Annotated in this window: 17 protein-coding genes and 1 tRNA gene; 8 read left to right on the forward strand and 10 right to left on the reverse strand. The window is 47.4% G+C overall.

The features are described 5' to 3' along the window. The first annotated feature begins 16 nt into the window (after positions 1–16). From ACOI06_RS02880 to ACOI06_RS02890, 3 genes are all read left to right on the forward strand, one after another. Positions 17–652, forward strand: coding sequence for a riboflavin synthase (locus ACOI06_RS02880; protein ID WP_420660986.1), 636 nt, complete (start codon positions 17–19; stop codon positions 650–652). Positions 653–794: 142 nt separating this feature from the next. Then, positions 795–885, forward strand: a tRNA-Ser gene (locus tag ACOI06_RS02885). Positions 886–1,432: 547 nt separating this feature from the next. Further along, positions 1,433–1,768, forward strand: a complete 336-nt coding sequence (locus ACOI06_RS02890; RefSeq protein WP_420660987.1) for a hypothetical protein — start codon at positions 1,433–1,435, stop codon at positions 1,766–1,768. Positions 1,769–1,800: 32 nt separating this feature from the next. Here ACOI06_RS02890 and ACOI06_RS02895 read toward each other — a convergent pair whose 3' ends face one another. From ACOI06_RS02895 to ACOI06_RS02920, 6 genes are all read right to left on the reverse strand, one after another. Then, positions 1,801–2,058, reverse strand: coding sequence for a hypothetical protein (locus ACOI06_RS02895; protein ID WP_420660988.1), 258 nt, complete (start codon positions 2,056–2,058; stop codon positions 1,801–1,803). A gap of 345 nt (positions 2,059–2,403) precedes the next feature. Continuing rightward, positions 2,404–4,926 carry a DUF3987 domain-containing protein gene (locus tag ACOI06_RS02900; protein WP_420660989.1) on the reverse strand — a complete coding sequence of 841 codons (2,523 nt, stop codon included), beginning with the start codon at positions 4,924–4,926 and terminating at the stop codon, positions 2,404–2,406. Further along, positions 4,926–5,231 carry a hypothetical protein gene (locus ACOI06_RS02905; protein ID WP_420660990.1) on the reverse strand — a complete coding sequence of 102 codons (306 nt, stop codon included), beginning with the start codon at positions 5,229–5,231 and terminating at the stop codon, positions 4,926–4,928. The genes ACOI06_RS02900 and ACOI06_RS02905 overlap by 1 nt, the downstream gene beginning before the upstream one ends. Positions 5,232–5,376: 145 nt before the next feature. After that, positions 5,377–5,562, reverse strand: a complete 186-nt coding sequence (locus tag ACOI06_RS02910) for a helix-turn-helix transcriptional regulator (protein ID WP_420660991.1) — start codon at positions 5,560–5,562, stop codon at positions 5,377–5,379. Between the two features lie 80 nt (positions 5,563–5,642). Next, positions 5,643–6,338 (reverse strand): hypothetical protein, encoded by a 696-nt coding sequence (locus ACOI06_RS02915; RefSeq protein WP_420660992.1) that lies wholly within the window; start codon positions 6,336–6,338, stop codon positions 5,643–5,645. A gap of 1 nt (position 6,339) precedes the next feature. After that, positions 6,340–7,608 (reverse strand): tyrosine-type recombinase/integrase, encoded by a 1,269-nt coding sequence (locus ACOI06_RS02920; protein WP_420660993.1) that lies wholly within the window; start codon positions 7,606–7,608, stop codon positions 6,340–6,342. A 913-nt stretch (positions 7,609–8,521) separates the two neighbouring features. On the opposite strand from ACOI06_RS02920, the gene ACOI06_RS02925 reads away from it, so the two are divergent. The 4 genes from ACOI06_RS02925 (at position 8,522) to ACOI06_RS02940 (ending at position 11,846) form a co-directional block, all read left to right on the forward strand. Next, the gene (locus ACOI06_RS02925; RefSeq protein ID WP_420660994.1) at positions 8,522–8,860 is read left to right on the forward strand and encodes a helix-turn-helix transcriptional regulator; all 339 of its coding nucleotides are present in this window, start codon (positions 8,522–8,524) and stop codon (positions 8,858–8,860) included. Position 8,861: 1 nt separating this feature from the next. Further along, on the forward strand, positions 8,862–10,226 hold the full coding sequence (locus ACOI06_RS02930) for a type II toxin-antitoxin system HipA family toxin (protein ID WP_420660995.1): 1,365 nt from the start codon (positions 8,862–8,864) through the stop codon (positions 10,224–10,226). A 321-nt stretch (positions 10,227–10,547) separates the two neighbouring features. After that, positions 10,548–11,555: a Fic family protein gene (locus tag ACOI06_RS02935; protein ID WP_420660996.1), complete on the forward strand. Its 1,008-nt coding sequence runs from the start codon at positions 10,548–10,550 to the stop codon at positions 11,553–11,555. 75 nt (positions 11,556–11,630) lie between these two features. Then, entirely contained in the window at positions 11,631–11,846 is a 216-nt protein-coding gene (locus tag ACOI06_RS02940) for a hypothetical protein (protein WP_420660997.1), read from the forward strand. 65 nt (positions 11,847–11,911) lie between these two features. On the opposite strand, the gene ACOI06_RS02945 is transcribed toward ACOI06_RS02940, so the two are convergent. The 4 genes from ACOI06_RS02945 to ACOI06_RS02960 form a co-directional block, all read right to left on the reverse strand. After that, complete coding sequence (locus ACOI06_RS02945) at positions 11,912–14,185, reverse strand: 2OG-Fe(II) oxygenase (RefSeq protein WP_420660998.1); 2,274 nt, start codon at positions 14,183–14,185, stop codon at positions 11,912–11,914. 272 nt (positions 14,186–14,457) lie between these two features. Continuing rightward, entirely contained in the window at positions 14,458–15,765 is a 1,308-nt protein-coding gene (locus ACOI06_RS02950; RefSeq protein ID WP_420660999.1) for a cytochrome c, read from the reverse strand. Between the two features lie 12 nt (positions 15,766–15,777). Continuing rightward, positions 15,778–16,320: a (2Fe-2S)-binding protein gene (locus ACOI06_RS02955; RefSeq protein WP_420661000.1), complete on the reverse strand. Its 543-nt coding sequence runs from the start codon at positions 16,318–16,320 to the stop codon at positions 15,778–15,780. Then, the gene (locus ACOI06_RS02960; RefSeq protein ID WP_420661001.1) at positions 16,317–19,253 is read right to left on the reverse strand and encodes a xanthine dehydrogenase family protein molybdopterin-binding subunit; all 2,937 of its coding nucleotides are present in this window, start codon (positions 19,251–19,253) and stop codon (positions 16,317–16,319) included. The genes ACOI06_RS02955 and ACOI06_RS02960 overlap by 4 nt, the downstream gene beginning before the upstream one ends. A gap of 796 nt (positions 19,254–20,049) precedes the next feature. On the opposite strand from ACOI06_RS02960, the gene galU reads away from it, so the two are divergent. Next, a complete protein-coding gene (galU, locus tag ACOI06_RS02965; protein ID WP_420661002.1) occupies positions 20,050–20,889 on the forward strand; it encodes a UTP--glucose-1-phosphate uridylyltransferase GalU in 840 nt (279 codons plus the stop codon). Positions 20,890–20,914: the final 25 nt, after the last annotated feature.

Raw genomic sequence — 20,914 nt, forward strand, 5'->3', positions numbered from 1 at the left:
ACAGGAATCTTAGAAAATGTTTACAGGAATTGTGGCAGCTGTCGGTGAAATTCAATCAGTAGAACCGATCGATCAAGGACAACAAGACGCCGGTGTGCGCTTACAGGTGGATGCTGGCGAATTGGATTTACATGATGTCAAAATCGGTGATTCCATTGCACTACAAGGTGCGTGTATGACAGTGACCACACTCACCGATCGTGGGTTTACGGTCGATGTCTCAAGAGAAAGCTTGAATCGTACTGTCGGTCTTGAGCAACCAGGCCCTGTGAATCTGGAGAAAGCATTGTGCGTAGGAGACCCCTTAGGTGGACACATCGTTTCCGGGCACGTAGATGGTTTGGGTGAGGTTGTTGCATTTGAGCAGGTGGGCGAATCACACCGTTTGGAGATTGCGGTGACCGGCGATCTGGGCGCTTACATGGCGTACAAAGGTTCAGTTGCGATTAATGGTGTAAGTCTGACTGTGAATCAAGTGCAGGACAAAGGTCAACGAACCCATATCGAGATCAACCTGATCCCGCATACAGTTCAGGCAACGACATTGAAGAATTTACAGTCCGGCTCTCCAGTCAATGTGGAAGTCGATACCATTGCGCGTTATGTACAGCGGATGTTGCAGTTTGAGAAGAGTCGTCCGGCTTCTGTTTAAACGAGAATACGCATAGCAGAAAATCAAAGAACTTGGTAAAACACGGGCTAATCGAAGGCGTTTTACCTAAATTGCGCAGAGTCTGTTAAACTCATGCGCTTACAGTTCAGTTTGTGCAGTTCCTGTATAGATTGAATAAATAGGACGGGTGGCCGAGTGGTTGAAGGCGCACGCCTGGAAAGCGTGTATACGTTCATAGCGTATCGAGGGTTCGAATCCCTCTCCGTCCGCCAAAGATTTTACTAAGCCCTTGATTTATCAGGGGTTTTTTTTACGTCTAAAATTCTATCAGGCCACTTATCAGGCCAAATGTTTTTACTTCGGGCTGTTTTGCCTACACATTAAAAAACCCCCATTGCTGGGGGCGTTGAGTGCTGCCAGTCGTAAAAGTTTTACGACCGAAAAAAGTGCCCACCACGTACGCGCCTGTGAGCTATCATTAATTCCCCGTAATTGCGGGTATTTAGTGTCCTATCACGTACGCGCCCGTGAGCTGCATTATTGGCCTCCATTTTTTTATGGGGGGCGGCTTATGTTAAACACCCTTAGCCAAGCTGGTGGGGTGGGGGTTATGGTTCGTTGAATTTCCACCATCGCGCACGCGCATAAGCGTCCATAATTTCCATACTCGCGTGCGCCTGCGTATACGACAAAAAATTTCCACTATCACGTTTTTTATAGTCGGAAAATTGCTACCGGGTTGACTTGCAACTAAGGTACAGATAACTTTAATGTGCTGATAGGTCAGTGGTCACACAAAACGAATCACAGGAACTTCATATGAATTTCACCAAACTTTTTTCAATTGCTTGTATCTCTATGTTGCTGGCGGGTTGTTCCCCATCAATGATGGTAGCGGTTTCGCCGGAGTCAACAATAGAGTTAATGAAAGGCGAGGGTAGTGTGCAGAGATCTCCTGAAGGCCAAACCACTTTCAGATACCTGATTCATGAAATCGCTTACTCCGACTACACGCCAGAACAAATGCAAACCCAAGCCGAGTGGCTTATCTCTAATTGGGTCGGCTCAGAAGACATTTGCCCCTCTGGATACACGATCAATTATCCACCAGAAAGAGTTCAACGAGTGATTGTCTACACGGGCGCTTGCAAATAATTATCTGAGCATTGCTCCATGCGATATTTCATCTAACCAGATGGTGTGTCGTAATGTGGTGCCCGTCTGCGCTCTATCCGTTCCTGTCGCGTCCAATAATCAGGACGCTTAGCCGCTTCACCTAATAGCAAACGCTCCAATACACGCCCCCCACATTCGGACGGTTGACGCTCTTTTGCGATTAGCTCGTTTAACTCCTTACTGGCATAAAAGCTAAGCCGTCTAAACCCGTGCTGCTCCATCTTGGCGCGGTACTTTTTTAATCGTTCTGCATTGGTTGTCTTTGTCATGCGTTGCTGCTCCTAAATAATGTTGCTGGTTGTTTATGTTTAGCCACGCTGGGGGTATTGGGGCAGTTGGGGTATCTGGGGCATCGCCTACCCCAGCTCTTACCCCACCAAAACCCGCATATCTAAAGGCTTTGAGCCTGTTTGGGGTAAATAGGAGGGGGGTACTATGTATGCGGTTCTTAGCCTTTCTTGGTGTGTAAAAAAGAGAATATAAAAAACATAGGGGGGGTAGTACTATTTACCCCAATATGCCCTAAAGCCTTTATTCATGCCGTTTAGTTTGGGGTAAGGTCTGGGGTATCGCTTACCCCAAATACCCCAACCACCCACCAGTTTGGCTAAGTTTTAATGCATCTTGTACACGGTTTGGGGTTTCCCTCCTATGGTTTCCTGTGTAGCTGTTACCACCTCAATATCTACTAGGCGTTGTAAGGCTTCGTTTATATATTGGGTTGGCTTGCCTGTACTTTTAAATATAGTGCGGTTCTTTAGGCTCTGAGCAATGGCGCGGGCTGTTATTGGTTTGTGCTTACTCTCCAAATACTCTGCCAATGCGTCCATGTAACTATCACGCCCAATAATGCCGTTAGCTTCTAAGGTGTGTATTAGCTGCTCCAGTGTCACCTTTACTACCTCGATAGCCATCGTTACGTATTTATCATGAATAATATAGTGTGGTTCCCAATATAGGGTGTCTGGTGTAACTAGCTCTAGGCACTCATCAGTCATATGCAAAGTAGCTGCTATTTTCATTACTTGCATATCCACCTTACCAGCCGCGCCGCGTAGTAATGGGTGGCTGTACTTACCATCGTCAGCAAGTAAAGGCTCAACCTCAAGCCTAAGGGCTTTAATAGCTGCCCAGCCTTCGGAGGTAATTTTTAAGGTTGGTAAGGTATCAAGGCCGCTGTCCTCTTTCGAGTATTGCGCCACCGCCAACCTAACTAAATTACTAGCCATCTGCTCATATTCTAGGGTTGTCGTCATTTCGTGATATTCAAGCAAACGGTCGCCTAATAGGTTGGGTTCGTTCCATAGCAAAAAGCGCTCAACCACGCCTTGCCCTTGGCTACCCTGCACGATTTTACGGGCTGTACCCTCTTGGGCCATTACAGTCACGCCGCCAAAAACATACCCCTTAAACCCCTTCCTAGTCACCCTAGCCGAGCTAAAGTATTCACCAGCAAAGCCGTTTAACACTAAGCCGTTATTGTTATTGCCTTCACCATATGTAAGCCCTAATAGCGTATCAATAGCAGCTTGTTCGTCCCCTACTACGCTAAATAAGCCCTTGTTGTTTTCTGCTATTTGCTCCATGGCTTCGGGCGTTGCATTACTTTGGAATAAATCTAAACATGGCACAAATTTAGGCTCATCTTCGCCTGCGTCTTTAGCCATTTCTTGGGTTTTTTCAATAAACGCTTTATTGGCTTTTTTAAGCTGCTTTAGTAGTGGATCTCTAAAACCGTTTATCGCATAGCTTTTACCGGTGCTGGGTGGCTGCTCAACTGCAATATATAAACCCGTTGGCACTCTGCCATAGCCCCTACGCTCTACGGCTCTAGCCCCTGCCACCATGCCACTAACCACGCCTAAGCCAGCCAAACAAACGGTATCGGTTGGCATCTCCACAGTTAAGGCTAAGTCCTTAGCCCGTCTGCCTATGGCGGTATCTTTGATAATGTTATATATGCGCTCTTGGTTTCGTTTGTTTCTGGGCTGCTCTGGTACTTTTAAGTCTTGTTCCACCACTTCAAAATCTACGGGTAGTTTAGCGTCTCTTTGGCGCTCCAGTTCTGCCATGTGTTCACGCTGTCTAGCTTTTTGTCCATCTGCATCTAAGTTATTAGCTTCGGCTGTAATCATTGCAGCAAAATCATTGTTATATTTGAGCGCGCAAAGCATAGCCGCTGCATCTAAACTATGTCCGTCATGGTTGTCACTAGACAGGGGGCAATCTGCACCATGGTGTGAGTAAAACCGCCCGTTGCTTAGGATTACACCGCCTGCCATTTTTGTGCTGCTGTGGGGGCTTAGCCACTTTTTGCCGCGTTGCTTATGCCCGTACGCCTCAAGTAAGCCCTCTACTGTGTAAGCACTATTGATTAGCTCCACAATGCCACCATCACCACCAGATAGGCTAAGGCGTGGTTTTAATGGTGCTGCTTCGGCTTTGGCTTGGCGTTCTGCTTCGTATTGTTCGTAACGTGCTACGGCTGCCTTGTATAGCTCGCACTGAGGGGTTAGAAAACCACCACCTAAGCCTATAGCGTCACCATGGTAGGGTAAGCCCTCCGTATTGCTGTTAGGCTCGTAAAACCCTTGGTATCTACGCCCTTGAGCCGCGTCAAACCCTAGCATTAGGTTCAAACCAGTGGTTACGATATGGTACGTTTCGCCGTCCACCTCTCTATCCAATGGAATAACTATTTTGTAATTGTTGGGGTGTTTTGGCTTACCGTTTTTATCTACCGTGCTGCCGTGGCTGCTTGTTGTGAAGTGGAATAAAGCGCCTTGATAACCATACTCTATAGTTAATGCAAAAAGCGTATCTTCTATGCTTTTTTCTGTACCATCAGCATCAATAATTGCAGCCCCGTATTTAGCATGTTCTGCTGCTTCGGCTGTTTTGCCTGTAGCTGAATGGGGGGTTATAAGACGTAATCTATTCTTAGCCTTGCTGGTTGGTTCTAAGACCATAGAGCCAAAATCAATAAGATTGATTAGCTTGCTTGGCGTTTTGGCGCTGTGTGTTGTGTATAGCCCTAGCTCGTGGTCTGTGCCGTCTAATGAAAGTAGCGCTGGCTGGTTCCCAATACCCGCAAACGGGTTATCAGCATCGCTATAGGTAACGTTTTTTGTATCCATTACTGAACGCCCCCCACTGTGCCACCTAGTGAAAGCACGTTTGCTTGCGCCATGTCTTTAGGAATTGTTTTTAGTTTGTGCATCTGCTTTGCTAATAACTTTTCTGCACATGGGCTGCAAACTTGGTAGCCTACCAATCCAAGATGTGTTTGTGGGTTGTACTCTACAACGACAATACGGCGGCGCGTCTTATCATTAATGGGCGTTTTGCACTCAAAGCACGAAGTCTGCTTTTTGCTAAAAAACGTCCTTTCTAAGCTCGCTTTGTCTTTAACGATATCGCCTAATGTTTGTTTGTTTTTCACAGCAAGCCCCCCATTTCCAATAGCTGGGCTAGGCAATAAAGAGCCACTAAGCCAGCAAAGGCTTTTAATAGGGGTTGTGCGGCTAGTTTGGTATAATAAAGGTGCTTGTTTAGGCTCTCATTGCTTTTAGTGATGGGGGCTTTTTTCACTGTTGCGCCCCCTCTAACCAGTTTTCTATTGCGGCAATATCATATAAAACAACGCCGCCGCGTTTTAATGGTTTTGGAAAATCTGGGTTTTGCGCCCAACGCCATAGCGTCATTGCGCTTATAGAAAAGTGCTCGGCTACTTGTTTTGGTCTGGCTTTTGGAGTGCTTTCAGTGGTAACCATGTTTTAACCTTTAGCTGGTTGTTAATCATGGTTACTACTTTATTTATCTAAAGCAAAGGCTACCCTCTTGCTTTGGCTTTTTATTCTGCTTTTTTTAAGGCGTTTCTTATTGTTTGTGTGGAAGTCTTAAAACGCTTGGCAAGTATGCTTACCTTGTTGTGCTCTGGTACCTCCAACTTATCGTACTCTTTCTTTACCTCATCAGGGTTAACCTTCCGGTTCTTGCCGCCGCCTTTTCTGCCGCCGCTGCCACTGCCTTTATGTACGTGCGTGTAAACATTCCATAGCGCCATCAAAAAACCTAGTGATAACGCATCATTTAAAGCCGCTTCATGCTTACCTTCTTCTATCAATATGGGTATGTCAGTGGCCAAAACCAACATTCTTGCCGCCATATCTTCAAAATCATCTCTTCTATAACCTAGCCGTTTTTCGATATGAAAATCTAACCTGCTCCAGCCAGCTACTTTGTCAGGCTTTTCCATTTTCCATGTGCCATCAGGCCATTTATAAACACAATAGCTGTTAGGCAGGCCTTTTTTTTCTAAGTATGTTTTTGATGTGTGATAGGCTTCGTTTACAGTATTTTCCCAGCCTCCAAAGGAAAGTACCTCATTCCCTGCATTGTTTTTAGTTATGCGCCATGGTTGGCTTTCTTTTGCTGCCATTTGCTTTTCATTTATAAAATCAAGCAATTCTTTAGGCCTGTGCAAAGGTACTTTTGCTATGGTTTTTTTTGAGTAACCTCGGCCTATGGTTTTCTTTTCAATGGCCATATCAAGCCCCCCTTCTTAACTGAATCACCTTAGCATCAGCCGCTTGCGTTACATAATTGGCCCATGCTTGCATCAGCTCGCGGCGGCGCTCTAGTAAGTCCCCGCGCCTATATGCTCGCTCTACAGCGGCTCCTACAGTGTGTGCTAAGGCCATCTCAACTACGATATTCTCAAAGTTTGTATTTTCAGCTGCCCAATCTCTAAAGGTGGATCTAAAGCCGTGTACTGTAATAGTACGGCTATCGCTATCAATCCAGCCTATACCATCATCTTTGTGCTTGCGTTCATGTAAGCCACGTACTTTCATAGCCATGGCCATAGTACTAATGGGCTTGCCTATAGATTGCCCCTCAAAGAGCAACCCGCTCTGGACGCGGGGTAGGGTATCCAGTAGCTCAAGTGCTTGCTTACTTAATGGCACGCGGTGGGCTTTGCCGGCTTTCATGCGCTCTACTGGCACCGTCCATATAGCAGCATCTAAATCTATCTCTTGCCACTGCGCCCCCAATACTTCACTTGTACGTAATCCAGTTAGTATGGTGAGCTTTAGGGCTTGAGCGCTTGTATCTGTATGGTTGGCCACTTCCTGCCAAAATGCTTTTACTTCACGCCAATTAAGAGCGGCATGATGCTTAGGGCGGGGGGCGGTATTGGTTAGCAATAGCTCAAGGTGGCCACGCCATGCAGCTACATTCTCGCCGGTGCGTAATTTACGGGCTTTTGCCGCGTTTAACACCAGCTCTATACGATTACGTACCCTACGGGCCGTCTCATGCTTGCTTGCCCATATAGGGCGTAATATTTCTAATATGTGCTCAGTCGTTACGTCAGCTGGCGCTAAGTGGCCTATTACTGGGTAGGCATAGGTAGCCAGTGTGTTAGCCCATTGCTGCGCGTGCTTGGCATTTTTCCATCGTGGGCGCTGGGCTTCTATATAGTCGTTTGCCACCATCTCAAAGGTAAGGCTTTCTTTCGTTTGCTCAATAGCCGCTTGTTGCCTTACCTCTAAGGGGTTTTTGCCTTGAGCTATTAGCTGTTTTTGCTCAGCTAGGCGCTGGTTAGCATCTGCTAGGTTTATATCACTTGCTGAGCCTAGCCCTATACGCTGGCGTTTGCCATCAATCATATAGCGGTAAATCCACGAACCCGCCCCCGTACCGTTAACAGATAAGTAAAGGCTGTTACCCGCGCTGTACTCCCCCTTTACGCCATCTCTTAATAGTTTGCTTACGCCCCTTGCTGTACTGGCTGGTGGTTTTCTCTTACTCATGCTTTGCCCTTTGTTTTTATCAGGCCAAATATCAGGCCAAATGTTTCGCTATCAGGCCAAATATCAGGCCAAATATCCATAATAATGATAGCTATGTTTTGATATAACAGATAATACCATAAGCTACTAAAGCCTTATAGTACAAGGGTTTACATTGTTAGCTGTTGGGGGTTTTTGATAGGGTTTGGTAGCTACCTTTGGCTGCCTCTCCGTCCGCCAAGAATTCTTACAAAGAGTTTAAAGATCAAAAAACCCGCACCAGTAACAGGTAGCGGGTTTTTTGTTACCTCATGTGTTTAGGACTGTATATAGCCTGACACCCGATTGGGGTATCTCTTGAAGCTTTTCGAAAAAGTATCCTCGTAGGGGCAGTTCTATCCGATTTTCGGACAGTCGATTAAGCTGCATCCGATGAGGGAATATGATGGTCAAAAAGCAATTGGATATTCCGATCAATTGTGACCGATTAGTCCGGTGTCGTTAATCACCGATTCCGATGATTGTGAGCGCATTGTTGGTCACCGACGGGATCAAGCGTGATTTTCATCATCAAAGAAGCATTTTTGCCTTCCCTATTTGCTGCGAGGTGTCGCTGTTGTGCGTCTCTATCAGGCACGGAATTTCTAACACCCAGTGACAGATCAGCGCTAGGCAGCTGAAATTGAAGAGATGGAAACAACTTAAACTCAGGTGAAAATTGTCCGGCTCAAGGGGTCCGCCTCTTACAATGTGTTTCAAAAGCAATCAATGAAAATCTCTTGTTATAAATTCAAATTGATTGAATCTGATCGTGTACATTATCTTAGTTAAGGTCAATAATCAGATACAAAACTTCATAATTTCTCTTGACTTTAATTGTATGATTTCTTGATAATTAGAAGAGATTTCTTTTGGGTGATTAATTGAATTCAACATGAAACGCGATGATTCCCTGACACTTACTCCTGCGCAAATACAGGAAGCGTTGATGCTAGGTCGTCAGCTAGCAAGACTACGTAAAGCGGTCAAAATGACGCAAGATGAAGCGGCGTTACGGGCAGGGTTATCGCGCCCTACAGTTGCCCGTATCGAAGCAGGGACAACCAATCGAACGCTGTCTCAAATTCTCCGTTATCTGGATGCGCTGTCCCCAGGCGCATCCTTGACTGCTTTGTTAACGGGAGAAATCCCAGCGCTTAAGCATCAGCTCGATACTCTCCAACCACGGCGTGTTCGTAAGTCGCAAGCTGACGATTCTTTGCTTGATTTCTGATATGACTAACTTTCCAAATGAGCCTGATTCACTGGCTGTTTTTGCACATGTTGCGCAAAGATGTGGTTCCAAGCATCAGCATGGATTCGTGCCTGCAGGATTACTTCAACTCACTGGTGAAGTGCAGCAGTTCGGCTACGGTAAACGCTATCGTGAGCGTAGTTACGCTGTGGAAATTGATCCAATATCTTTACCGTTAGCGACCTCTAATGGATTTGTCTTTCCCCACGGTGGATTAAAGGAATTTGGTGGGATTCGTGATGCTGCCCCTGATTCGTGGGGACGCAGAGTGATCGAAAGTATGTTGAAAGTTCCAGCAAAAAGCCTTCCCGAGTCCATGTATTTGTTACACGCAGGTAGTGACCGAGTTGGTGCGTTAGATGTTCGCCAAGATCTTCAATCTCCTGCCGGTCCAGCGCTTGGAGTTACTGTTGATCTTTCGTATTTACTACAGGCAGCTGCGATGATTGAAGAAGGGGTTGAAATTCCAGCTGCTTTGCAGCCGTACTTCAATGGTATTTCAAGCGCAGGTGGAGCACGTCCCAAAGCGAGTGTGCGTAGTGCGGATGGGTTGCTCTGGTTGGCCAAATTTCCATCCATCACTGATCGAGGACCTCGTAATGCGGTGCTCGAAGCGGGTGCTTTAGAAATTGCTAGACAGAGTGGTATTCAGGTGCCATCTGCCTATGTTGAAATGGTGGATGATAAAGCAGTGTTGATGATTCGTCGGTTTGATCGGTATTGGGCTGCTCCTGGGCAACCTTTGGCGCGTGGTGAGCGTGCCATGGACACAGTGCCGAGACTGGGGCTCACTGAGGGTCGAGTAGGGCAATGCACGGCGTTGACCTTGATTGGTTGTCAAGAGTCGGAGTCTCATACTAAGTCTTATGCTGATATCGCCAAGGCTATTCGCACGTATTGCTTGAAAGATTGTATAGCTGCTGACATCGAAGAGCTCTATGCTCGAATGGTGCTCAATATTTTTCTCACAAACGATGATGATCATTTACGCAACCATTCTTTTAGTTATGACGATGCAAGCAAAGGCTGGCGCTTAAGTCCACTTTATGATGTGGTGCCGCGGGCTCAGGTTAGTCGATCACGAAGATTACATTTAGACATTGGACCCAAAGGTAAAGACGCCACGTTAGATAATGCATTGGCGTCATTTCCAGCTTTTTTTCATAATGAATCAAAAGCATTGAGCGTCATGCACCGTGTATGGTCGGCAGTTCGAGGATGGAAGAATCTGTATGAGCAGCATGGTGCTACTCAGTCAGAGTTGGACTATTTGTCTTCAGCTATTCGATCTTTGAGCGATGTGGCTAGTTCCGCTGTGGAGACCAAGATTCGACGAGCTCAATGAAAAATGGCAATCTCGTCGGTATTTAGCATGGATGATTATCGCGATTAGGCGTGAGAGCAGGCGTGCGCAGCAGCGTCACCACGTGGTGACGCTGCTGCCTGACAGCCCACAAGTATCGGCTAACTGAAAGGAAACGAAATTACAGCAAATTTGGGACTTGACTTTGGGCCAAATAAATGCGGTTAACCAAGCACAATCAAGGGCTCATTAAATACGTTAAATCCGCGGGTCTTCAGACTGTAAAACGGTTTGGTGAAATGCAGCGCAACAAGGCGTAAACTACACAAATACGCCTTGTGTAGACCTGCTTTAGGAAGTTTTGTGAGTTACCAGCCGCCTTTAATCTCGACACCTAAGATCCTGAATTTGCTTGGTCAAATTAATGATCAGCTTGGACGAAATGCTGAGCGTAATTCTCAGACGCAGACTTTTAGGCTTAGGCGAGCTAATCGAATCCGAACTATTCAAGGGTCCTTGGCCATCGAAGGTAATAGTTTAAGCATTTCACAAATCACGGCTCTGCTTGAAGGCAAACCGGTGATTGCACCGCCTAAAGAAGTTCAGGAGGTTAAAAACGCGCTGGCTGTTTACGAGCGTTTTGCTCGATATAACCCCAATAGTGAGCACGATTTACTAGAAGCGCACCGTGTGCTGATGGCTGGCCTAGTGGATGAGATCGGGCAATATCGCAGAGGCGGCGTTTGTGTGCTTAAAGACCGAACTGTCGTCCACATGGCACCGCCCGCTAGCCAATTGCCTCGATTAATGGCGCAATTATTTAAATGGTTGGATACAACGGACTACCCAGCCTTAATTACGAGCGCTGTTTTTCATTACGAGTTCGAATTTATCCATCCTTTTGCGGACGGGAATGGGCGGATGGGGCGACTCTGGCAAAGTTTGATTTTGGCAAAGTGGAACCCATTATTTGCGAATTTACCTGTTGAGAGCTTAGTGCACGCCAATCAAGTTGGCTACTACCAAGTCATAGCGGACAGCACTGATCTAACAAATTGTGCCCCGTTCGTGGAGTATATGTTGGATGCCATTCTGAAAACGCTGGAAGAGATGAGTTTGGGTGATGAGTTGGGTAATAAGTTGGTTAATAGCTTGGGTAAAAACTTGTCGCACATTCAATTGTCTATCCTTAGACTGTTGCTTCAAGAACCCCGCATGACGTTAAAGGAAATGGCTGTGCAGATCGGAGTGAGCACAACGACGATTGAGAATAATCTAAAGAAATTACGTGAGCAACAATTGATTCAGCGTGTTGGTAGTCGCCGAGGAGGGCATTGGGAGTGCCTTTTCTCGTTCGAGCTTGTTCTGTGAAAGAAAGCCAAAAACCTTTAAGATCAAGACTGACGTCCAGTCTTTGCTCGATTTAATGGTGCCATCTATTTCATCATGCGCTGCGATCTTAAAATCCGTAAAGTCAAAACACCTTCGAATGCGACGGCAGTACAGATTATGCGCTACCAAAATGGTGGTCGAGAAATTATCCAGCATATCGGCAGCGCCCACACAGATGAGCAGCTAGAAGCATTGTTGCTGAAAGCCCGCAAGTATGTGCATGATCATACCATCCAGCCCAGCTTGTTCCCCTTAAATCCGGAGTCATGATTTTTGCTAAGAAGTTGGTTTGACATTTATTCCAGCTTTGGTCATTAACGTTCACCCCGTAACGATCAATCATCGTTTTGTTCATGCCAAGCATAGGCTTCATCAAGCGCTTTGCGTCGTGCCGCTGATCGCTCAAAAAGCTGTTTGGTTTTGGTAAGGATCAGTTTGTGTGGGCTTCCCGTATTGACTACTTCATAGGCAATGGGCATGTCAAGCTTATCAATCCAGTCGCAAATCTTCTCACGATGACGCTTGGCCAAAGGCCAGATAAGCTTTGTTTCAGAAAGGCTGTATAGAAACTCAGTCAAGATTTCACGACCAGTCCCAAAGTATTCATGTTGTGTCGAAATAGACCAATCATTCGGTTGTCTGGGTTGTCGAGCCAATTCTCGACGAAGACGCTCTGCGCAGTTTTCTCTAGCTTTTGTGAGTTGGTTCCAGATAGGGAGATTGTGTGCTTGTTGCAGTAAATCGTGCACGACCAACGGATCGGCTTGCGGTGATGATAAATCGTCGTTCACTTTGGTGATTAACACATCGTCTTGAGTTTGCGAAATAGCCTTTAGAAGTAGAGCTAGAAGTTTGTTGGCATCCGGATGTGTGTCGTGTACATAGTTGTCCCATGCATATGAACGTTGATCCAGTCTGCGCAAAGCCTGCAAACCCCACATCTGACTTAGAAATGTTTGGATCTGTGAACGGGCTAATTGTGTCGCTTTGTCTGAATCATTGCGTTCGTTTAACGCAGCGAGCAAAGCAGGCAGTGTGATCTCCACCCAGTCCTTTAAATCATCGTCATCATAAGAAGGTTTGAACCAGCGCTCTGTCTCATCTGGACTGAAATGGATCTCATGTTTATCGAGCACATTCAAGTAATCTTGGACTGCTTCTTCTGAAAGATGCACAAAACTCAGAGGCTGCAAAAGTGACAAGGCTTCTTGGCGATCGGGGATGTGGGCTGCAATGGTGAGCAGATTGCCACAGGCCAGTTTGTTTGCAGCATTGAATCGCCAATGTGAAGCATCTAGTTTTCGTGCTTTGAGTAATTGCAGATACGACATGGCCAGATCGTATTGCTCGGTTCGTATTAAACGGGCGATCTCTTTAAATCCAGCTGCAATATTTGATTTTGCCAACAAAATGAAATAATGACTGCGAGGCCATATGACAACGGCAGCACGGTGATACCAGTAATCGGCTGTATTGCCAGCATTGCCGGTGTAGCCTTCAACATCCATCTCAAATGGCTCAAAGTCGTCGGTTGGAATCACCCAGCAGAGCTCGTTGTCATCGACATCGTGATAGGTTTCGTCAATTTTGTGGTCATCCGCATCACGTAAGTAATGGAGCGTGATTTGACCGTCAATGAGACATTGTTTGTCGAAATCATCCGTATAAGAAGCGTACCTGCCATAGTGTCGGTCGTAAGGGTCAAAAGCAGGTTCAATCGCCCAAGTTTCCTGCACTTCTGCTTGAGCCAGGGCAACGTCTGCATCCAATGCTTTAGCCGCTATAGCCAAAGCCCTTGCACGAAGACGATCGACTCCTTTGAGATGAGACCAGCGCAGGCTGTGTTCGGTATATTCAAAATCCATAAAAAAGACCAATCGATCTTTTCCTTGTGAGGGATCAAAGTAACTCTGTAAGGCTTTTGTGAGATCAGTGATCAGCTTTGGATCCAAGGCTTGAGTTGTATTCACGCGTTCAGGCGCATCCAAAATCAGCTTGTAAGTCAATACAACGCGGTAGCCTTCTTCCACAACCTGTGCTTCATGCTCACAATCGGCGTAAAACGCCACAAAATTCAGTGCCGTTTCGGATCCTTTGGAGCGTAAGGTTTTGTCTTGATGCTTGACGGTAAATACACCTCCGGTAAACACAGACGGCAGTGTGACCGTTAAGGTTGCCAGCATGCCAGGTGCTTTTTCTGAATCCTGGTGAGGTAAGAAAAACTGATTGGGACCATAGATGAGAAGTTTGTCGAGTTCAGCACGAAGCTTGCCGTGATCTGGCATGCATAAATCAGTGTGAATTTTCTGTAGCGCTTTAGTCAGAACTTGATGCCATTTCTGATTGGTAAAGCTGACTTCTGACGCAGAGATTTCCCATGTGTCGCGTACGTTCAAGTCAAGCACCGTGTCTTCGCCCAGACCGTATTTAGCCGGTTGGGCAATGGCACAAAGCCGATGCGCTGTATGAGGTGTAATAGGGAGTTCTATGGGTCCCAGACCGTTCACCAGAATACCTGGATCGCACGCTCGCTCAAACTGTGTTGCAAACTCTGGTTGAGCGGGTTGAATGCTGGCCAGTAGATCGATGATTGTCGGCTGTGTGGTCATATTTTCTTAAAAGCTTAGCGTTACGTTTCGAAATGGTGAGACCACCAGAAGCTAAAAGCCGTGGTCTTGGTTTTACGTCAATCAAAACGGCTACTTTAAGCGCTTTGCGGACTGAAATACGAAACGTTCTGATGGTTACTTAAAGTATGCGCTTTTGCTGACTAAGAAGGAGAACAGTCGTTAGAAATCTTGTGCGATTGCTTGCCTCATAAAAAAGCCCCTGATTGAAGGGTAACCAGGGGCTGTAACGGTGTCCAACTTAGAGGTTGGTTTTACTGCACCGCTCTATCGAGTGCTTTCACCTCTTCGACAGTCACTGGTGTGGCTTGACCACCCCATTCGGCACGTACCCAGGTGGCCAAATCTGCAATCTCTTCATCACTCAAGCGATGTGCAAAAGGTGGCATGGCGTACATGCGTTTATTGCCTGTGAAGTGCTCCGTTGGAATTCCATTCAAGACCACGCTAATCGTGTCTTTGGCGCTATCCATGGCGATAATGCCGTTGCCATGTAGCGCAGGTGACACATTGGGAATGCCTTCACCTTGCATACCGTGACAGCCGGCACAGGCCGCCATGTAAGTGTTGCGACCAATCATCATTTCACTGTCAGGTGCGGGTTGCGCAGCTTGTGGCAGGGGCGCAGGGGCTGCACTGGGTTTAACAATGTTGCCCTTTGCATCGGTCAGTAAGTAGGTGGCAACGGCTTTGACATCGGTGTCATCCATGGCGCTGGTTGAGAAGTGCGTGACCGTGTGCATGCCCGCAAAGCTTGTGCCTTGAGGTGCAATGCCTGTTTGCAGGTATTGCGTGAGAATGTCTACATCAAAACCACGCTTGCCCAGCATTTCAGGTGTGATGTTTGGAATGTCCAGTCCATCAATGTTGCCACCTTGGAGTGGACGATCAAACTCGGTCCCCATCATGAAATTCATGGGGGTGTGACAGGCTGCACAGTGTGCCAGTCCATTGACAAGGTAGGAGCCGCGATTCCAAAGCTCAGAGCGATCTGGATTGGTGGTGAACGTGCGATCTGGGAAGTTCAACAACGTCCAGAAGTTCACAAAAGGACGAACGGGTAACTCAAATGCACCAGTATTGGGTTTGTTGGGCACATTCATGGGTTCGATGCTCATCAGATAGGCATACATGGCATCGATGTCGTCAGGCGTTGTGATGTGTGTGAACACATAGGGCATACCTGGGTATAGGTTGCGGTCTCCGGGGGCGATCCCATCACGCATGACCCGATGAAAGTCTTCACGGGTGTAATTGCCAATACCGTGAGTTTTGTCGGGTGAAATGTTGGTGGAATGTAAGGTACCAAAGGGGGTGGCGATAGCAACACCACCCGCTGCCTGTGGTCCGGTGACCTGCGAGTGACAGCCCATACAGTCGCCGGCTAAAACGAGTTCCCGACCTTTACCAACGAGTTGCTCCATTTCGTTGGCAGACATGGGTTTGAGTGCCTGAGGTGCGACGCTCGATGTTCTGAATGCACCAAATACGACGGCCAGTCCCCAGACAATCACCAATAAAAACAGTATCAGAATACTGTTACGCAAACGATGTGTTTTCATGTGAGAGTCCCTTTAATCGATGACGCAGCCTGGTGTGTCGAGCGCGACTTTGCGTACAGCTTCGTAATAACGAACGTATCCTGTGCAACGACAAATATGGTCGTTTAAGCCTTGTTCAATCGCAGCTTCCAGATTTTCTCGTTTGACAGGTTTTCGTTTGAGCTCGTCAATGAGCACGGTTGCGCCTGTCACAAAGCCGGGGGTGCAGTAACTGCACTGAAAGGCAAATAAATCAATAAATGCTTCTTGAATCGGGGTCAGTTTGGTCACTTCGCCATTCGCATCGTGCTTGGCATGTCCTTCGATGGTGATGATTTCGCGGCCATCGAACATGTGTGCGCCGTAGACACAGGTGCGAGTTTGGGTTTTGATGCCATCTTTAATTTCAATAACAGTACAGGCATGGCACACACCTTGCCCACATCCAAAACGGGTACCCGTTAGATTCAGGTAGTGATGTAAGAAGTCGACCATTGGCATCCCGATTGGAACATTAATTGGGCCGACTTTTTGACCATTGACGGTCAATGAGATAGGTTTTTTTTCAAGTGTCATGATGCCAACGCCTTTTGAATCTTTTCTGCAGTCCAAGGGAGCTCATAGAGCCGTTTGCCAATTGCGTGTGCAATGGCATTGCCTGTGGCTGAAATGACGGGAAGCGCAACGACTTCGGCTAGTCCTTTGGGCGGTGATGTTTCTGTCAAAGGGGGAAGGTATTCGGCTGTTTGTGACCAGACAGCGACATCTGTGGCACGAGGTAAGGTATACCGGTTGAAGTTCCAAGTGCCATCGCCCGGCCCGTCTTCGTACATGGGAAACTCTTCCATGAGAGCTTGACCAATACCCATGGCCAGCCCACCTTGTTGTTGACCAGAAACCAGTGCAGGGACAACGATTTTGCCTGGATCAAGCAAAGTATTGAGGCTCAGGATTTTGGTTTCTCCGGTAAACGTATTGACGTCGATTTCAACTAAACAGGACGCGGGTGTGTAGGTGGTGACACCCGCATTGCTACGCTGAGTAGGTGGGAACATGACCCGTGAGCGTTCAATGAAATCGTAACCACCGGTGGTCATCCGTTTTTTCAACGCCTCGGGTGCACCTTCACCATATTTCACGGCCAAGGCATCGAGTGGGAGGGTGCGTACGCCGTAACCCGGAATATCAAAGTCTGCAGTCGCCCATTGCCAGCGGCTAAAGCAATGCACGGCGACACCTGTGATTAAACCCATTTCATGGGCTTTTTTCGCAAGCTGGGCAAAGCTCAGAGTCGACATGCCACCGCCACCAATACCACCCGGGACGGCACGCAGATCAGCGTGAGTCATATAACCACTGGCAAGCTCTCCACCAGAACCACCTTCGCTCCATAGCGCCTTGGCTGCAGGCCAGATGGTGTACTCCAACAGGAAGTTTGCAGCCTGTCGTGTCCCAAAACCCACAAAATAGACGCTGTTCGAAGCACTCATTGCGGGTAGGAAGTCAGGCACCCAGTAGGGGTTTTGTGACAGCTTGTCTTCATCCTCTTGCGAGGTGGTGAAAGCTTCAAAGTTACTGACTAACGGTAATTCAGGGAACTTAGTGAGTGCGAATTGAGCCACATCAGGCACTTTACCCAGAATGTCGCTAATCATGATTTGCTGAGCTGTGGTCGCACCTGTGCCGATTTCTTGCGCACAGTGACGCATGATTAGGCGACCATCAGGTTCAAACTCAAGCACTAGAGCACTGGAGTCAGCCCCTGTGCCGTAGTCTTTCTGCACTTGTGCAAACCCAACTCCATATTTGTGACCTGGGTTGGTTGCGTCATACTCGGCTTTTTTGCGATCTTTGTTTAGCCAGATTGGGTGCTTGGCGGCTCTGTCTAGCATTTCGGCTAAACGCGGATCGCCCAGTTGCACCGCGCCTTGTGTATTGGGGTATTGCGGCATGAGCACATTTTTACGGCGCAATGCAATCGCGTCCATACCCAGTTCCTGGGCTAGCTCATCGACCATCAGTTCAGTCATGGTCATGCTTTGTAAGGTACCGTAACCGCGCATTGAACCCGATTCGACGGCGGGTGTTGCAAAGGCGGCTGCCGCCAAGTCAGATTTGGGGAAGTAATAACAGGACTGAGCCGCTGTGGCACAGACTTGTGCCACGCTAAAAGAGAAGTTGGCGCGACCACCACCATTGAGATCGTAATAGCCTTTGATGATCTCAAACTGACCTGTTTTGCGGTCAGCTGTGATCGTGACATCCATTTTGGCAGGGTGGCGCTTGATCCCCATTTGAAACTGCTCGTAGCGGTCATTGGCTAAGCGCACAGGCAAGCCATCCCCATAGAAACAGGCCGCAATGACGTAAAACGGAAAAATAGAATGATCTTTGGAGCCGTACCCCACGGTAGTGCCAGACAGAATTTCGATGTGTTCGACTGGGAATTTCTTGTTACCTTTCACCATGTCGGCTGCGACGCGAGCCACTTCATAGGGTGACTGGGCAGCAATAAGAAGGTGAAGGGTGCGAGTTTGTGGGTCATACCAAGCGTTGCCGTTGTCGGGCTCCATGGCGCTGGGTTCAATGGCTTGCGTAAACCCTTGGCGATTGAGCACGATTTTGTCGGGATTGTTGCGTGCAGCCTCAATTTCATCGGCGAAAGCAACCGTGATATCCATCCCTTCACGCATGGCGTCACCCGTCTCTAGCGCCACGACTTTCGGGTCGCGCTCCCCACCGCCACGGCGATGTTTGCCTTTGACGGAGGCTGGAATGAAAGGATTTGCGGGATCTGGATCAGCAGGTGGCCAGACGACTTGATTGTCTTTGAAAGCACCCCAGATCACAGCGTTTTGAACCGCGGAAAAGACGTCTGGCGAAGTCGGTGTCTCACCGCCTAAACGGACATAACGCGCCGCGCCGTAATTGGAGGGTAAGGTCGATGGTCCGTCTTCACCGTAAACCACAACATCTTTGTCAAAGCGTAACTGGCGTTTGGCGGCCTCAAACTTCTCAAAATCTTTGTATACCAGCAAAGCGACTGGATGCCCGTACATGGAGGCGTTGGTGCCTTGTGGAACCAGAAAGTTCAGCCCATAAAAACCTACGCCCAAGTCGACGGGTTCTGGCACGTGCACACCATCGGCCTTCAAATCATCGTGATAGAGAAGGCGGTCAGGCTGTAAATCTGGGCCTAGGCCAGACAGGTTGACTTCCTTAAAGATTTTATCGATGCGGGTGGCTTTAATAAAAAAGGCATGGGCTTGTTCTTTGGGCCAACCGGGGAGATCTTGTGAGCGATAGTCACGTGCAAACACTTTTTGGCCTGTGACTTTGCGAATCGCATCCCAACGATATTTGGCCTGACCATCATCCCCAACCCAAGTGGTGGGTTGGGCGCCGGAGTGCACCTCAATGGCGTGCGCAAAAGGTAAGCGTCCGAATGTAACGGTGATGCCCGCAAAAGTACCTAGTTTTAGAAAACCACGTCTTGAGATTTCGATCATAGACGGTCCCTGTTAAGTGGGTTGTATACAGCAGAGCTTGCTTATGAGCCTTGATTGGTTTCTTTAAAAACGCATCGTCAGAGTTGATCTACAAACATCTGACGAAGCCCGTCAATTCATGGCGTTTATATGAAGCATAGTTTAGTTACGCGGTTTTGGCTATTCTAAAAACAAGAAAAACTAAGAACGTCAGCAATAAACAGGGATGCTCAGTATTGGTGATGCTTCAGATCAACTCTGTAGACAAAATTTTTCTGATGACGTGTTTTGCTATTGGATGGGTTGTATTGGAATGTCAGTAGTGTGGTGAATGAGGGACAGTTTTATGCATCATCGAGGCTGAGCGGCAGTGTCATGAAAGTCTATGGGGCAAAAGATATCAAGGTTTTACTTAAAACCAGTAGTACCTTTGATTTCACGGTGAATCAAAAACTCCTATGATGGCGATGAGTCTGCGATGATCCGAAGTTACGTCACACTGCAGATGCGATCATTAATTTGCCGATTGCTAATCGCTATACTGGGCATGCCTGAAATAGACTACGTCTATAGTTCTGTCGATACTCGGCAGACGTACGGGCTTAAGTTAGGAGGCTGAGTTACGTGCGGTGGCTTTTAAAAATATAAAAAACAAAACTTTTTGGTTCTGAGATGCTGCGGCAGAATGCAAGCTTCTTTGCAGGTGGCGGGATTACTTTTTGGAGTAGTGTGACTGTAATTCAGTGTAGAATGCGGTGTATCAATTTAGTATGCGTTTAAATATAATATACAAAGAAGAGAGGGAGTTTTAAAGGATATGCGCCCTATACGTAAAGCAGTTTTCCCCGTGGCGGGGCTGGGTACGCGATTTTTGCCTGCAACAAAAGCCATGCCTAAAGAAATGTTGCCTGTTGTGGACAAGCCTTTAATTCAGTATGCGGTTGAAGAGGCGATTGCCGCAGGGATTACTGATCTGATCTTTGTGACAGGCCGTCACAAACGTTCTATTGAGGATCATTTTGATACGGCGCCAGAGTTAGAGCGCGAATTACAGGAAAAGTGTAAGGATGATCTGCTCGAGGCTCTTACTAAAATTATCAATCCAGATATTAATTGTATTTATATCCGCCAATCAGCGCCCTTAGGACTTGGTCATGCGGTCCTCTGTGCGCAGCCAGCAGTGGGTGATGAGCCTTTTGCCGTCATACTCGCTGACGATCTGATTGATGCTCAGCGACCTGTTTTGTCGCAATTGATTGATGTAGCCCTGAATCACCAGGCTAGCGTGTTGGCAGTTCAAAATGTAGCGCGCGAAGATACCAATAAGTATGGAATCGTATCAAGCGAATCCATCAATGCTAAAACGTCACGCGTCCACGGTATTGTCGAGAAACCCCATCCTGATCAAGCGCCTTCTACATTGGGTGTAGTCGGTCGTTATGTGTTGGATAACACAGTATTTCAGTACTTACGTCAGATCCAAGCCGGATCAGGTGGTGAGATTCAGTTGACAGATGGAATCGCAGCCATGCTGGCCGATCATCCGATCATTGCGCATCAATATGACGGAGTTCGTTACGACTGTGGCAGCAAACTTGGCATGTTTCAAGCGAATGTTGCGTATGGAAAGAAATACCATGGGTTTACCGTTGATTGAGTAGGGTACTCAATTATGCGCGGTG

The sequence above is a fragment of the Orrella sp. 11846 genome (genome assembly GCF_048820935.1).
Taxonomy (GTDB): domain Bacteria; phylum Pseudomonadota; class Gammaproteobacteria; order Burkholderiales; family Burkholderiaceae_B; genus Algicoccus.

What these genes read in the sequence shown, in the direction of transcription:
- ACOI06_RS02880 (WP_420660986.1), top strand. Translation starts at nt 17, where the DNA reads ATGTTTACAGGAATTGTGGCAGCTGTCGGTGAAATTCAATCAGTAGAA.
- ACOI06_RS02890 (WP_420660987.1), top strand. Translation starts at nt 1,433, where the DNA reads ATGAATTTCACCAAACTTTTTTCAATTGCTTGTATCTCTATGTTGCTG.
- ACOI06_RS02895 (WP_420660988.1), bottom strand. Translation starts at nt 2,058, where the DNA reads ATGACAAAGACAACCAATGCAGAACGATTAAAAAAGTACCGCGCCAAG.
- ACOI06_RS02900 (WP_420660989.1), bottom strand. Translation starts at nt 4,926, where the DNA reads ATGGATACAAAAAACGTTACCTATAGCGATGCTGATAACCCGTTTGCG.
- ACOI06_RS02910 (WP_420660991.1), bottom strand. Translation starts at nt 5,562, where the DNA reads ATGGTTACCACTGAAAGCACTCCAAAAGCCAGACCAAAACAAGTAGCC.
- ACOI06_RS02915 (WP_420660992.1), bottom strand. Translation starts at nt 6,338, where the DNA reads ATGGCCATTGAAAAGAAAACCATAGGCCGAGGTTACTCAAAAAAAACC.
- ACOI06_RS02920 (WP_420660993.1), bottom strand. Translation starts at nt 7,608, where the DNA reads ATGAGTAAGAGAAAACCACCAGCCAGTACAGCAAGGGGCGTAAGCAAA.
- ACOI06_RS02925 (WP_420660994.1), top strand. Translation starts at nt 8,522, where the DNA reads ATGAAACGCGATGATTCCCTGACACTTACTCCTGCGCAAATACAGGAA.
- ACOI06_RS02930 (WP_420660995.1), top strand. Translation starts at nt 8,862, where the DNA reads ATGACTAACTTTCCAAATGAGCCTGATTCACTGGCTGTTTTTGCACAT.
- ACOI06_RS02940 (WP_420660997.1), top strand. Translation starts at nt 11,631, where the DNA reads ATGCGCTGCGATCTTAAAATCCGTAAAGTCAAAACACCTTCGAATGCG.
- ACOI06_RS02945 (WP_420660998.1), bottom strand. Translation starts at nt 14,185, where the DNA reads ATGACCACACAGCCGACAATCATCGATCTACTGGCCAGCATTCAACCC.
- ACOI06_RS02950 (WP_420660999.1), bottom strand. Translation starts at nt 15,765, where the DNA reads ATGAAAACACATCGTTTGCGTAACAGTATTCTGATACTGTTTTTATTG.
- ACOI06_RS02955 (WP_420661000.1), bottom strand. Translation starts at nt 16,320, where the DNA reads ATGACACTTGAAAAAAAACCTATCTCATTGACCGTCAATGGTCAAAAA.
- ACOI06_RS02960 (WP_420661001.1), bottom strand. Translation starts at nt 19,253, where the DNA reads ATGATCGAAATCTCAAGACGTGGTTTTCTAAAACTAGGTACTTTTGCG.
- galU (WP_420661002.1), top strand. Translation starts at nt 20,050, where the DNA reads ATGCGCCCTATACGTAAAGCAGTTTTCCCCGTGGCGGGGCTGGGTACG.